At 51.9% G+C, this 14,530-nt stretch carries 8 protein-coding genes; 5 read left to right on the forward strand and 3 right to left on the reverse strand.

What is annotated here, in order from left to right; translation table 11 throughout:
- The first annotated feature begins 203 nt into the window (after window positions 1-203).
- The 5 genes from COW20_14315 (at window position 204) to COW20_14335 (ending at window position 10,974) form a co-directional block, all read left to right on the forward strand.
- Entirely contained in the window at window positions 204-4,274 is a 4,071-nt protein-coding gene (locus COW20_14315) for a hypothetical protein (protein ID PIW46790.1), read from the forward strand.
- Window positions 4,271-4,828 carry an RNA 2'-phosphotransferase gene (locus tag COW20_14320; GenBank protein PIW46791.1) on the forward strand — a complete coding sequence of 186 codons (558 nt, stop codon included), beginning with the start codon at window positions 4,271-4,273 and terminating at the stop codon, window positions 4,826-4,828. The genes COW20_14315 and COW20_14320 overlap by 4 nt, the downstream gene beginning before the upstream one ends.
- Window positions 4,821-7,379 (forward strand): polynucleotide kinase-phosphatase, encoded by a 2,559-nt coding sequence (locus tag COW20_14325; protein ID PIW46792.1) that lies wholly within the window; start codon window positions 4,821-4,823, stop codon window positions 7,377-7,379. Before COW20_14320 ends, COW20_14325 begins: the two co-directional genes overlap by 8 nt.
- Window positions 7,376-9,466, forward strand: a complete 2,091-nt coding sequence (locus COW20_14330) for a hypothetical protein (protein PIW46793.1) — start codon at window positions 7,376-7,378, stop codon at window positions 9,464-9,466. Before COW20_14325 ends, COW20_14330 begins: the two co-directional genes overlap by 4 nt.
- Before the next feature lie 74 nt (window positions 9,467-9,540).
- Window positions 9,541-10,974, forward strand: coding sequence for a serine/threonine protein kinase (locus COW20_14335; GenBank protein ID PIW46794.1), 1,434 nt, complete (start codon window positions 9,541-9,543; stop codon window positions 10,972-10,974).
- Between the two features lie 9 nt (window positions 10,975-10,983).
- On the opposite strand, the gene COW20_14340 is transcribed toward COW20_14335, so the two are convergent.
- Genes COW20_14340 through COW20_14350 form a run of 3 tightly spaced genes read right to left on the reverse strand, consistent with a single transcriptional unit; the run spans window position 10,984 to window position 14,492 of the window.
- On the reverse strand, window positions 10,984-11,574 hold the full coding sequence (locus COW20_14340; GenBank protein PIW46795.1) for a hypothetical protein: 591 nt from the start codon (window positions 11,572-11,574) through the stop codon (window positions 10,984-10,986).
- Window positions 11,575-11,583: 9 nt separating this feature from the next.
- Window positions 11,584-13,530: a hypothetical protein gene (locus COW20_14345; GenBank protein PIW46796.1), complete on the reverse strand. Its 1,947-nt coding sequence runs from the start codon at window positions 13,528-13,530 to the stop codon at window positions 11,584-11,586.
- Window positions 13,527-14,492: a hypothetical protein gene (locus tag COW20_14350; GenBank protein PIW46797.1), complete on the reverse strand. Its 966-nt coding sequence runs from the start codon at window positions 14,490-14,492 to the stop codon at window positions 13,527-13,529. Before COW20_14350 ends, COW20_14345 begins: the two co-directional genes overlap by 4 nt.
- Between the last annotated feature and the right edge of the window lie 38 nt (window positions 14,493-14,530).

The raw sequence follows: 14,530 nt of genomic DNA on the forward strand, positions 1-14,530 counted from the left end.
CCTGTACAGACCCTGCTCTATGCCTCTGTTCTTGCTTTTCTCAACTGAACTCAAAAATTCAGTCTTTCATTCTGAAGCACTGCGACTCAAATGGCCGTATTTGAAAAAACATCAGAAAAGACCTAGAATAGAATTATCTGCTGGAGTTTTAATCCTCCCTGCAATTCCGTGAGCACAGACCCAGGTTGAACAGACACAGAATCATGGGTTTGTTCAAGCTGCAAGATCTGAATCAAGGAGCGTACCTTGCCATGGGCAGTTTAGATATTCATCGCAATCTGGTTTTTGCCAACCCCAATGAAATTCATTCCCTGAAGCCTGAAAAGCTGAAAGCGCTTCAGGCTTCACTGAGCAGCAAACAGTCAGACGTTGTTTTTGAAACCCCTGAGGGCAGCTTGCAACGCCTGACGGTAGACGAATATATGCAGAAGGCCGATCAGTTGCAGAGCAAGGGCACGGCCCACCTCAGCGTGCAATTGCCCGATGGCCGTTCGGTGGTGGTGGCTTTGGCCAATCTCAGCCGTGAAACCCTCAGCAAAGCCTTGGATGACGCTGTTAAAAATGCCGATCCGGCGATTGCCAAAGAACTTCAGAGCAGTGCGGCTTCTTTGCTCAGTCAGATGCGCACGCCTACCAAAGTGATGCCTGTACAGCGGCTGGATGCGGGTGAGACCTTTGTGCAGTTAAAGGATCTGGAACTCTCTGAAATAAAAGCCAAATCGGGGATCTTGTCCAAAATTGTAGAACAGGCCGGTTTGGGAAAACAGGAAATGCGCACGGTTTTGACCGCTTTGCTCAAAGAGGGAGGGCTGGTTGATCAGGAAATTGCCCGTTTCAATGGCGAGATTCAAACCCTGCATCAGGAGCGCGAATCCTTGAGCGAGGCCATTCGTACCGCGCGTCAGGCGGGCAAAAGTGAGGTGGTTTTTAAGGGGCAAAAACTGACTTTACCTGAGGGGGCTGTCAAGCAGTTGGATGCCTTGACTCAGGCTATTCAGGAAAAGGTAAGTGCCAAAGGCAAAATATTTGAAGCCGTGAAAAAATGGCAGTCTGAGATGCCTTCCTCCCTCTGGGAAAAGGCTGGGGCTCCCCTTGGTTTTGTTGCAGATGTCTTCAATGCTTGGAAATCGCGTGCTGGTATTGGTGATCAAACCACGCATGGCTATGTGGGATCTACCGTGGTGGTAGGGGAACTTTCAAAAGCCGCCAAGGCGCAAAAAGTTGTGAAAATAGCCGCAGATTTGTATAAGCTGCTTGAACCCGCAGGGGTTAAATTTGCCCAGTTTTTAGTTGAAAAAGGCATTCAGCTCAATAAAAACCATATCGCTTTTATCAATACCCTGGTCAAGAGTGGGGGCGGGGCTGCCAAGTTTTTACTTGAGGGCGTTGAAAAGGTCATGGATGCTGAGATCCTCAAGGTTTTTGGCAAAGAAGCCTCCGAAAAAATGGTCAAACAGGCAGTCCATATTTTTGGTGAGATCGGCGGCAAACTGGGAGCCAAGGGGGCTGAAGGTTTTCTCAAGCGCCTGAGTCTTGGGAATGTTTTAGCGGGTTATTCGGCAGGCTATTATACTGCCAACGCGATTGGGCTGAATTATATCGACGAGAATATTGACGGTACCATTTATAAAATTCGTCCCAGCGTACGTACCAGTGGAGCCTGTGCTTTGGCTGGGGCGATTGGTACTTCTTGTATTGTGACCTCGCAACCGCCGGGTAATCCCTTGAATTTATTGCTCACCTTTGCCAGCATCGGCGCAGATATGTTTGCCGAATACAATATTGCTCTCGACAAAGACGTCGTCACAGATATCCATCGCAATATCATGCAAGCCAAAGATGGTGAAAGTCTGCGCAAAGGACTGGATATCCTGCAGAAAAAATATGGTTCGCTTGCCAATATTCAGGACGTGATGGGGCAAACCGGTGAAGGCAAAGATTTGGTGGGCGTGGTCCTGCGCAAAATTCTTCAATTTGGGGGCAAACTTCCTCCTGAGTTGCTGAATCAGGCCGTTGGCGACATTCTCAAAGGTGTCGATACCCGTTGGTTTACTGATGACAATGCCGTGATGGGGTTTCTCAAGGAATCGCTTGAGCCTGAGGTTCAAAAAGAGCTCAGCCTTTTGAGTGGTAATAATAGCAAGGCTATGGTCGCTGCTTTGCAAAAAAGCAAGGTTCTAACAGGGCTCTTTGATAAATTGAGTGACGCCAATCGCCTGCAAATGCTGAAAATTCTCAATGAAGGCGTGAAAGTCGTAGATGAAACCGCCATGATTGAAATGCTCTACCGTTCGGCCAAATCACCCAAACTCAAAGGGCAAATGACCGCAGAACTGTTGAACAGTTTTATTACCCGCTCGGTACATGGCGCTTCTGATCGTCTCAAGGATTTGATCTGGCAGAATCTGACCGAAGCCCGGGCCCAGGGGCCAGCGCAGTTCAAGGAATTTCTCAGCGCTGTGCAGCTCAATGGCAAAAATGCGGTGCCTGATTTTATTGAGCGCATGAGCAATGAGAAGTCTGGCAAGCTTTTGGCCTGGATGATTCAGGCCGGAGCTGGCCATGATCAGTTTAAAGCCTATGTGGAGCGCCTTTCAGGCAAGTGGTTTGAAGACGACAATATCACCCGCGAGTTTTTGAAGGAATTGAGTGCCCTGGATATCAGCGTGGGCAGTTTGCGTTCGGTGCTGAGTCAGGATTTGATCAAAAAATTGTTTGACAATCTTGAATCCTGTTGGACCTCTGAGCAGGAATACGGCATGATTGAAAAATTGGCAGAAGCCGCTGATGCCAGCACGAAAACGGCGATGATCAATCAGCTTTTGAGTGGTCCCACCTATGCCCGTGCTGAAAAAGCGATTCTCAAAATTCTTGAAAAAGCAGGGCCAGAAGAACGCAAACAGATTGTACGCAACCTCGACCTCAAAGACCTGGGCACAGAGTTGGAAAGTGCAGGCCGGGCCGCTAAGATGATGAATTTCCTCTATACCTTGGGCCTGCCCAAGGAAGAGATGAGTGCGAAATTGAATGCCTTTTTCAGTGGGGTGCGGGCCCAAGGGCTGTTTGTGAATACCCGTGACGATGATACGGCTATGAAATTTCTCAAGGGTTTGAGCAATGAGGCCGTCAAAGGTCTGGATGACAGTCTGAAGCGCAAACTTTTTGATGCCCTCGATGAATACTGGACCAGCAGCAGCGAGTATGGCACGATTGCCCGTTTGGCTCAAGGGGCCAGTGCCGCCACCCAGATCTATATGCTCAACCAGTTGATGGCTTGGCCCGTGATGGAAGATGCCCAAAATACGATCAAGCAGATCATCAGCGAAGCCAGTCCTGAGAACCGCAAGGCAATTGCACAGTCCTTAGATCTCAGCCGTTTGGGCAGCAAATTGGGTAAAACCGAAGATGCTGCCAAAGTTATGAATATTCTTGCCAGTCTGGATTTGCCCGCTGAGATTATGAATGAGAAACTTCAGGCCTTTTTTACGGGTGTGACCCAACAAAACTATATCTGGCCGGATACCAGCTCAGATGATGTGGCCTATACCTTCCTCAAAAATTTGAGTGAAGACGCCCTCACAAAACTGCCCGATGATTTCCGCATCCGCCTGTTTAAGAATTTGGATACGGGCAATACCAGCAGTGAAGAATACGAGATGATGATCAAGGTCATGAAAAACGCATCCAATGCGACCAAGGCCCAGATGATCAAATACCTGATGGATCAGAACCCGACGACTTCGGCGCAGGAAAACGTGATTTACAAAATTCTCGATCAAACCCCCTACGCCAATAACCAGTTCCTCGATCTGATCAGTCGGATTGATGTCAAACAGCTGGCCGCAGAGATCGAGAATGATGCCCAGGCTGGCAAAATTGCGGTTTGGATTGCCCGTTCCTATGAAAAGGCGGGGGAAAAAGCGATCGGTTTGAAACTTGAAGACTATCTGGTAACCCTGGCCGGTGCGGGGCGCTCCCAGGCGATTCGCAATTTTCTCAATGATTCCGATACCCAAGCCGACAATAAGGCGCTTTTCCGCAGCTTGAAGCCGAGCACGATTCAGGCCATTGCCAAAAAGTTGATGGAGGGAGTGGGGTATATCAGCGGAGGAGATTTGCAAAAATTGACCTATGAGCTGATCGATGCCAGCTCTTGGAAACAGTTTGCTGGGTATATGGATGCGCCTTTCCGTGAGAAATTGGAGTCCACATTGACTTCTGCTCAATTCAAAACGATTCAGCAATGGTATTGGGAAATGCCCAAGCATTTATGAGCCATGATCCTTTAAAACATTTGAGCAAGCTCTTGAGCCTTGTGCTGCGCCACAAGCCTGAAGAAATCGGGCTGACGCTGGATGCCCAGGGGTGGGCCTCGGTGGAGGAGCTTGTGAGTAAGCTGGCTGATCGGGGGCTAACCCGTGCTTTGCTGGAGAAAATCGTGCGTGAAAGTGATAAACAGCGCTTTGCCTTCAGCCCGGAGGGTCAGTATATTCGCGCCAATCAGGGCCACAGCCTGTCTGTTGACCTCGCCCTTCAACCCCAGACTCCTCCCGATTTTCTCTACCATGGCACCGCGCGCCGCCATTTGGAGTCGATTTTTGCTCAGGGGCTAAGCCCACAGGCGCGTCAGCATGTGCACCTTTCTTTCGATATTTCAACGGCGCTGGCGGTGGGGCGTCGCTATGATCAACGGCCTGTGCTGCTCAAAATTTCTGCGGCAGAAATGGCAGCAGCCGGGTATACTTTTTATTGTTCTGCCAATGGGGTCTGGCTGACAGCCTCTGTACCCCCTGCTTTTATACACGAAATGGATAGCTCTGATGCCTGAAACCCAGGTTTTGAAAATTCCTGAACTCTCACTGGTGCTCTTGATCGGTGCCTCTGGCTCAGGCAAATCGAGCTTTGGCCGCCGTCATTTCTTGCCCACTGAGGTGATTTCTTCAGATTTCTGCCGTGGGTTGGTGGCCGATAATGAAAATGATCAAAGCGCAACCGGCGATGCCTTTGATCTGGTTTATGCAATTGCCGCCAAGCGGCTGGCGGCAGGGCGTCTGACCGTGATTGATGCCACCCATGTGCAAGCCGGTTCACGTACGCGGGCGCTGCAATTGGCAAAACAGTTTCATGTTCTGCCAGTGGCGATTGTGCTGAAAATGCCCGAACGCCTTTGCCAGGATCGCAATGCCCAGCGTCCCGACCGGCAATTTGGCCCACACGTGGTCTCGCGCCAGACCCAAGACTTGCGCAGGACACTCAAACTGCTTAAACAGGAAGGTTTTCGCTCTGTTTTTACGCTCGAAAGCCCAGAGCAGGTAGAACAGGTTCAGATCGAACGGGTTCGCCTCTGGACCGATCGCCGCGATGAAGAGGGCCCCTTTGATATCATCGGGGATGTGCATGGCTGTGGCGATGAGTTGGAAGCCCTTTTGGGACTGCTGGGTTATCAGGCCGATGCCGAGGCGGCTTATCGTCACCCCGAGGGGCGAAAAGTGGTATTTTTAGGCGATTTGGTGGATCGCGGCCCCCGGATTGTGGACTGTCTGAACCTGGCCATGCGCATGACCCAAGCCGGAACCGCCTTGTGTGTGCCAGGCAACCATGAAAGCAAGTTTCTGCGCTGGCTGCGCGGCAAGAATGTGAAACCGATTCATGGTTTTCAGGAGACCCTCGATCAGGTTCAGGCCTTGCCAGAGCCAGAACAGGCCGATTTTAAACGGCGGGCGGAAAGCTTTATAGATGGGCTGATCAGCCATTTTGTACTCGATCAGGGGCGGCTGGTGGTGGCCCATGCCGGTATGCGCTCTGAGCTTCAGGGGCGGGCTTCTGGGCGGGTGCGTGAATTCGCCCTCTATGGCGAAACCACGGGTGAAACCGATGAGTTTGGCTTGCCCGTGCGCTATCCCTGGGCGTCGGAATACCGGGGAGCGGCCAAGGTGGTCTATGGGCATACCCCCGTGCCCGAGGCTGAGTGGCTGAATGGGACGATTTGTTTAGACACGGGCTGTGTCTTTGGCGGCAAGCTGACGGCTTTGCGCTATCCTGAGCAGACCTTGGTGCAGGTGCCGGCTGCGCAGGTCTACTGCGAACCTCTTCGCCCGCTGCGTGAAATTCAAACCGGTGTTTCAGCCCAGCAGTACGATGACCGACGACTTGAACTGTCTGAAATTACCGGCAAGCAAATCCTTGAAACCCGTCTCAAGCGCCAGGTGATCATTCAGGCTGAAAATGCTGCGGCGGCCTTGGAAGTGCTCAGTCGTTATTCTGTCGATCCCCGCTGGCTGATTTATCTGCCCCCGACGATGTCGCCCAGCGAAACCAGTTCGGAACCCGATTATTTAGAGCATCCCCGCGAGGCCTTGGGCTATTATCGGGCCCAGGGGCTGAAGCGGGTCATCTGTCAGGAAAAACACATGGGCTCGCGGGCCGTGGTGGTGATCTGCCGTGATCTCGAAACGGCAAAGCGACGCTTTGGTGTCAATGTTGGCACCCAGGGAACATGCTATACCCGCACCGGACGCGCTTTTTTCAGTCAGCCAGCTTTAGAAGCTGCTTTTTTGGAGCGGGTGGCCGCCACCCTGAGCCAGGGTGACTGGTGGCAACGCTTTGATTCGGATTGGTTTTGTCTGGATGCTGAACTTTTGCCCTGGTCAGCCAAGGCCCAGGAGCTGATCCGGCAGCAGTATGCCGCTCTTTCTTCAGCTGCTGGGGCTGCTTTGGGCGAAACCTTAAAGACCCTGGCGCAGGCCAAGAAGCCTGAACTGGAGACTCTGCAGGCCCGCATCCAAGAACGCGCGCTCTTGGCTGGCGCTTTTCGGGAGGCCTGGCAGCCCTATTGCTGGCCGGTACATCAGCTTGAAGATTATAAACTGGCGCCCTTTCAAATTTTGGCCAGTGAAGGTCGGGTTTACCACGACCAAACCCATCTTTGGCAGATTGAAACCCTGGCTGAATTGGCCCAGTTGGATCCGGGCCTGTTTCGAGCCACTGCCTGGAAAGAAGTGGATTTTGAAGCAGCAGGCAGCATTGAGGCTGCGCTGGATTGGTGGCTTGAGCTGACCGCAGCGGGCGGAGAGGGCATGGTTGTCAAGCCGCTTGAGGCCATTGCCCGAGGCTCCAAAGGCTATGTTCAGCCAGGGGTAAAATGTCGGGGCCGTGAGTACCTGCGCATGATTTACAGCCCGGAATATACCCGCCCAGAGCATTTAAAACGTTTGAAAAAACGGGGCTTGGCGGCCAAACGTTCCTTGGCCCTGCGCGAGTTTGCCCTGGGCATGGAAGCGCTTGAACGCTTTGTGGCGAAAGCGCCTTTGCGTGAGGTGCACCGCTGTGTGGCGGGACTTTTGGCCCTTGAGAGCGAGCCTGTGGATCCGCGCCTGTGAGCCTTGAGCGGGCTTGGCAGGCCCTGCAAGCAGGTAAGTCTGCTGAAGCCTTTGAACTCTACCAGACCGAAATTCCCCATCAACCCACACGGCCTGAACTTTGGTGGGGGCTTGCGCTCTTGGCCTGGCAAAGTGGTGAGGGCCGGCGGGCTGAGACCTTTTTTAAAAAGGCTTTGGAATGGGACCCCTCCGCCTCTTTTTTAGCCGATGCCCAGGCCTATGGGCATTTTCCCCCAGCATTTCAACAACTCCTCCTCAGTTTTATTCTGGCGATCATTGCCGCCTGGCAGGCCGGTCCCGAACGTGAACAGGCCCGTCAGTTGGCCTTGCTTTTGAATGCCTATCCCGCAACCCATGCCGAGCAGGCCTGTATTTTGGCCTCGCTTTTCCATGCCCTGGCAGAACCCCTGCTTTCAGAGTGTTGGTGTGTGCTTTCGCTGGAATTGGCTCCCAGCGCACAGACCTGGTTTGTGCGGGCCCAATTGCGCTTTTCGCAGGGAGAGCGTTCTGGGGCAGAGGCGGCCTGTCGCGAGGCCTTGGCTTTGGATTCAGGACATTGGCAGGCGCGGATGCTTTTGGGGCATCTGCTTTTAGAGTCCTATCAGCTGCAGGAGGCTTTGGCTCATTACCAGCAGGTTTTGGCCCAAAAGCCTGATTTTGCCCCGCTCTATTTTCACCTGGGGCGTATGCAGCAATCTCTTGGAAATCTGGAGCAGGCGCAGCTCTGTTACCAGCGTGCTTTGGCCTTGCAGCCTGGGCAGGCCCTTTGGCGCTTACAGGCCAAAATTTGCTACGCCCCGCTTCCCGTTTCAGAACTTCAGCTTGAGCAGAGCTTGGCTCAACTTCGCCAAGCGCTTGAGGATTTTCAGATTCCCATTCGTTTAAGTGATTGGCAAAACAGCTTGGGGCAGACCAATCTGGATACCCTCTTTGATCTGCATTATTTCAGTGAGCAGCCTTTGGCTTTGAAGCAGGCCTTTGCAAGGCATTTTCAGGCCCCTGAAGCTCCGCTTTTTCATCGCCGTTCCAGACGTTTGCGTTTGGGGGTTTTGGTCACTCCCCAGCATGAAGGGGTGTTTCTCTTTGTTTCGGGGCGTCTGCTGGCCGCCTTGGATCCTGAACAGGTCGAGGTTATTCTGCTGATTTGGCCGGCCTCTGAGGTTATTTTTGCCCAAGAACTACCCCAGTTGCAACGCTTTCACCTCAGTCCTGATTGGGCGTTTTCAGTCAAAGCCGTTCAGGCTTTGAATCTGGATGCCGTCTATTTCTGGGAGGCAGGTACCGATCCGCTCAATTATTTTATGCCCTTTTTCAGGCTGGGCAGGGTTCAATTTACCTCTTGGGGCAGTGGCGGCAGCACAGGGATTCCTGAAATGGATTATTTTCTCAGTTCCCCCGCTTTGGAAGGGCCTCAGGCTGCGCAGTGTTACAGTGAAAAATTGGTCTTGAGTCAAGCACTGCCGATTTGGTATGGCCCCGAGCAACTGCTTTCCTCCGGGAAAAGCCGCAGTGCCTTGGGCTTGCCTGAAACGGGCGTTCTTGCACTTTTTCCGCACAATCTTCTCAAACTGCATCCCCGTTTTGAACGGGTGCTGGCTGAGCTTGCGCAATTCAGCCCTGCCTTGCGTTTTGTTTTTGTGAATTCACGTAATCCGGTCTGGAATCAGCAGGTTCAGGCCCGTCTGCTCAAGCAAATTTCCGCTGAGCAATTGCTGTTTCTACCGCGCTTAGAGCCCCCTGATTTTCTGGCTTTGCTGGAACAGGGGGATTTTGCGCTCGATCCCTGGCCCTACGGGGCAGGCAAACTGGCCTTTGAGGCGATTGCCTTGGGCTTGCCCTTGCTGACCTGCCCAGGGCAAACCCTCAAATCCAGAATCCCGATGGCGATTTACCAAGTACTGGGAATCTCTGATTGCGTGGCTTTTTCTGAACTGGAGTATCTTGAAAAGGCCAAGGCGATGGTACAAGACCCAGCTTACTGTCTCGCGTTTCGCGAAACGCTCTTGCAGCGAAGAGCTGCGCTTTTTTATCAGCCCCAGGCACCCGCCGATTTTCTCAAGGCTTTACAATTCATGTGTTCTGCTTGAGCCGCTGCTTAAAATGAAAAACAGACAGGCTCCGCTTTGTTAAAATAAAGCTAATCAGGCACGAGGAGTTCAAGGTGGGAATACAGACCGGTGCGATTCTGGCAGAAAAATATCAGATAGCTGAGCGCTTGGGAGCAGGGGGGATGGCCCGAACCTTTGCGGCGACCTGCTTGGCCGACCAGTCTGCAGTGGTGGTCAAGGAGTTGGTTTTTAGTCAGTTGGAAAGCTGGAAAGCCTATGATCTGTTTCTGCGTGAAGTGCGGATTTTACAATCCCTGGATCACCCTGCCATTCCCCGTTTTTTGGAAATGCTCGAAATTACCCAGAACAATGAAACCTGTCTCTATCTGGTTCAGGCCAGGGTGCCGGGAGAATCTCTCCTGCAAAAGCTTCAGGCGGGTTGGCGTCCCGGCGAAGCTGAAGTCAAAAGTCTGGCGCTCAATCTTTTGGATGTTTTGCAGTATTTGCATGGCCTCGCTCCTCCAGTGATTCACCGCGATATCAAACCCTCCAATCTGATTTTGGACGGTTTGCGTGTTTTTCTGATTGATTTTGGTGCAGTACAAGACCTGCTCAAACCCGAAGGGGGCTCCACGGTGGTGGGCACCTATGGCTATATGGCGCCCGAACAGTTTTCGGGTCGGGCGGTGCCTGTCAGTGACCTCTACGGGCTGGGGGCAACCTTGGTGCATATTTTATCAGGGCGTCCACCGGCTGAGATGCCACAACGAGAATTGCGCCTGGCTTTTGAAGACTATGTGCAGATTTCGGGTGAATTCAAAACCTGGCTGCAACAGATGCTCTCTCCAGCACCTGAAAACCGCTTTCAAAGTGCGGCAGAAGCGCGTGAGGCCCTGTTGGACCCTGCTGCGCTGAGACAACGGCTTTCCCGCGTCTCGCAACGTGCTGCCTTGCAAGAGCAAGAGGAGATTTTGGGGCCTTTTCAAGCGCTGCCTCAGCCTTCAGGCTCCAAAATTCAAATCTTGCATCAGGCGGATCAGTTGGTGCTGAAAATTCCCCCCGGTGGTTTTACGCTCTCGGTTTTGCCTATTCTGGGATTTGCCACTTTTTGGCTGTGTTTTGTTGCTTTCTGGACTTGGGGAGCCTCGCAGGCCAGCTTCTTTTTTGCGCTTTTTTCGATTCCCTTTTGGATCGCCGGCTTTTTTATGGCCTCTTTGGTTTTGCGCCAGGTTTTGCTTTCTACCACGCTTGAGCTTTCCCCGCATCATCTGCTGCTTTCGCACCAACTCTTGCGCTTTTCATGGTCAGAAACGATCCTGCTGGGGGAATTGAATGGCCTTGTGCGTGAGTTGAGTTATCGCAGCAATGGCGTGCCGGTTTTTGTGCTTGCCCTTGAGGCCGGGGCGCGTAAATACAAATTCGCACAACAGCTCAGCCAGTATGAGCAAGAATGGGTGCAATCTGAAATCCTTCAGTATTTAGAGCCGCACTTAGATTCCCGTCAACGTAAGCGTTTCGTCAAACTATTGCAGCGGCAAGCGCATTGAGTGTTCCACTTAGGCTTTGGGGGTCTGAAGTGCCAGAACCTCTGTCGCCAACTCCAGTTCTGAACGCTGCATGATTTCTTCCAGGGGCATATCTGTGCTGAGCCATTCGTCCAAGAGTGGCAGCAGACGGTTGAGATAGAAGCCCATCATTTCAAGTAAATCTGCAATCAGCAAGGCCTGATAGCCTTCATCATGTAGCAAAGCATGGCGAAAGAGAATCGCTTGGGGGGAAGCTTCCTGAACGATAAAGTGTCCGACAGGCAAAATTCCATTCCAAAGATTCAAAAGGCGGTAGAGATCCAAGCACTTATCTTGGGGCAAATTGCGTTGCCATTCCAAGAGAAAAAAGAGCGTGGCAGATTCTTCAAGTTCTGCCCCAATGGCACTGTCTTCAGGCTCTGAAAGCAGCAGAATATCTTCCTGGTAAAACAAGCGCATGGGATAGCTGACTTCATCCTGCTCATCCTCGTCCAATGCCACCAAAAGCTGTTCAAAGGGAATCTCTTCAGTGGCCTCCATTTTATAGACAGGAAAACCTGCATGATCGAGAATCTCAGCCAGGCGGGAAAGGGAACGTAATGTTTGAGGTGTGTCTGACATGGTTTGCTCCTATTGCGGCCCCAAGGGCAGGGTCATAAAATATTTACGGGCAAGATTGGCGGGCAAATCTTTGCTGTGGGGGGGAACATGCAAAATACGTTCGGCTATAAAGGTCATGGTCGGATCGCCTTGTCGATACCCTTGCATGATGCGTTCCCCTGCGCGTTTGGGGGAGGCCGACATCAACTGAACCAGGTTGCGGGTTGCCAAAGTTTGCAATGCTTCCAATTGGCTGTCTTTTTCTTGAATACTTTTTTCCAGGCGTTGCGATTCCGCCTTGGCGAAGCTTGTCGCTTCGAGCAGATTGCTCTGTTGCATACCCAGTGCCTGTCGGTGGGTCAATTGGTTGTGGGAATCAAAATAATCCTGCAATTTGTATTTTTCAATTTCCGTCCGTGTGGGGGCATGGCCTCCATCCAAGATCCGTGCGATCAACTGGCCTTTTTCCTGAAAGCCTTGAATCTCACCGGCCATCAGGGCCTGTTTCTGTTTCAGTGCTTCCCGATCCTGGCTGATCGCAGCGGTTTTGAATTCAATCTGCTGTTGCGTTCCTTCTGCTGCATCGATTTTTTTCTGACGACGCCAGGCTTTGACACCGGCATAAATAGCCAACCCGCCCCCGATTGCAATGGTGGCTGTTAAGCCAACGGCCAATGCTGCCCAGCCGACAGGGTTTGAACCCAAGAGTGCAACCGTTCCTGCGATGGCCAGCGCGGCACTGGCGACGGCCAAAGCCCCTCCGGTAATCGCTACCGTATGTTTCAGCATTTTGACAGCTTTGAATTTCCAGTCGGTACGGCGCACGACCTGTTCTGCAATGGCCTTGTCGGCTTCACTGAGTTTTCCTGCCTGCTCTATTTGATGGATGGCGGAAAGTTCTTTGGCTTTGGTGCGCAGTGCTTCTGCTTTGGCAAGATGGGGACCAAAAAAACGGCCTGGTTTTTCTGCTTTTTGGGCTGCAGCTTCATAGGCTTTGATTTTGGCTTCCCGCTGTTCGGGGGTCATCAACACCCGGCGGGCATATTTGCGCTGATTTAAAGAGCTTTTGAGGCTGGCAGCGGTCTTTGCCAAATCATAGCTTTCTGTTCCAATCGTAATCGCTCCCCCAGCGATACTGACGCTTTGGGCTGCAATTCCCAGTTTGCCTGCTATTTGCAGGGTATCGGTTGCTTTGAGCGTGGTGGCGTTGGGAGCCAAAATGCCGGCCACCTGTTTGAGCCCGGTCGAGGTGGGGGAAAGCAGAAGCGAGCCATAGCCTACTGCACTGCGTACAGTATCCAGTTTGGCCAATACCTTTTGTTTCAGAGTTTTGCCTTTGGCTTCTGTCTCCAAGGCTCGGGCGGTACGTTCAGCTTGGTCGGCCTGCCCCATCAATTGATGGTAGACCTCTGCTCCGCGTTGCACTTCTGGGTCTTTGAGCGCATCGGGGTTCACTGCCGCTCGGCCGACGGTTTGGGCCGATATTTTTAAGGCCAGGGCGCGCAGGCTGTCGGCTTTGCGCTGATGCAGGCTGGCCTCCATGCGCAAGGCTTTGACTTGGCGGTGTTCAATGATATGTGAGACGATCGGCAGACTTTTGGCCAGTCCGACCACTTTTTCGCGCAAGGTGCCAGGCAGGGCTTGAATTCCTTTTAAGAGTGAGGCCCCTGCCAGCCCTGCATATTTCTTGACGACCTCCATTTTGCCCAGTTTACTGGCTTGAATTCTCACATTTTCGACGGGAATGCCTTCAACCAGGGCTTTGATATTGGCAATTTGGGCTTTGCTGCCGAGCTTGCCTTGGGTTCGGGAGACTTCGGCCTGCTGTTTATATGCCTCCATTTTACTGCTGTCTCGGAATTTGACTTTGATCTCTTCCCGACGTACGCTTTCTCCAGGGCGCAGGGCTGGCCTTTGTGCCTGCATTTCAAGGGGTTTTAAATACTGTTGGTGGGGATTGATTCGAATACTGCTCATACCCTTTGCCTTTCTGTTTCATGAATTCCGTCAATCCATTCAAAACAGGACTCGATCTCGTGAACCAGGTTTTCGTAAAGTGATTCAAGGGCTCCGATCTGGTAACCTTGGCCACTCAAGGCATCCAATTGATCGGCACAGTGATCGCATTGATCCACCATGGCTTCAAGCTCTGTTTCAAGGGCATTGCGTCTTTCCAGATTCGGGTCTGATTCCAATTGCTCATGAATCGTGACAATTTTCTGAGCAAATGCCTGCAGTTGGTTCTGAATGAACAGAGCCTCCTGCGAACTTTTCCACTGTTTTTCATACCGCTGGAAGAGCTGTTGAATGGGCAGCATGAGTTGGTGCAAAGCATGGGTCTCATGGTGCTGATCAAGATGTTGCAAGGCTTTCTGAAAATGTAGGATTTGGGTTTTTTGATGGCTCAGATCCTGTCTCAGATGCTCAAGCTCCTGTGGGTTGAGAATCAGTTGGCTGGGGTTCTGATGCCGGGTCGCAAGGTCGTGGTAATAGAGGTGAATGCGGGTATTCAGTTCATCATCATTCCAGTGGTCTACCTCTTCAGCACTCGGTTCAGGCAATGCTTCTTTCGTCTGCATGGCTTTTTCGAGTTTTACAAGATCGGGATGCTCGGGAGCCAATTGCCTGACTTCCTGTAAATAAGACTGAACCATAGGGTAATCTTTTAAGAGAAAAAGGATCAGGGCCATGCCCAGATAAGGTTCGGGGTTGAGACGGTTTTGCGCGATGGCTTCGGCAAAATAATCACAGGCTGTTTGAAGATCCTGGGGGTGCGCATAATGTGTGTTCTCAGCCTGGGTGAGGCAGTGAAAACCCTGCTCTGTGGCTTGTGCAGATTTCAGATGGCGTTGCGCTGAAAGCTGTTCCTGTTGTGCTTGTATGGATAAGATCTCTAGCATTTGCATTGTTAAAATGTCCTTTTTCGTTTCAATGCGCAATGAACTTATTCCCACTCCTATTATAAGTCTTTCCTGAC

The organism is bacterium (Candidatus Blackallbacteria) CG13_big_fil_rev_8_21_14_2_50_49_14, assembly GCA_002783405.1.
In the GTDB taxonomy this organism is placed as follows: Bacteria; Cyanobacteriota; Sericytochromatia; order UBA7694; family UBA7694.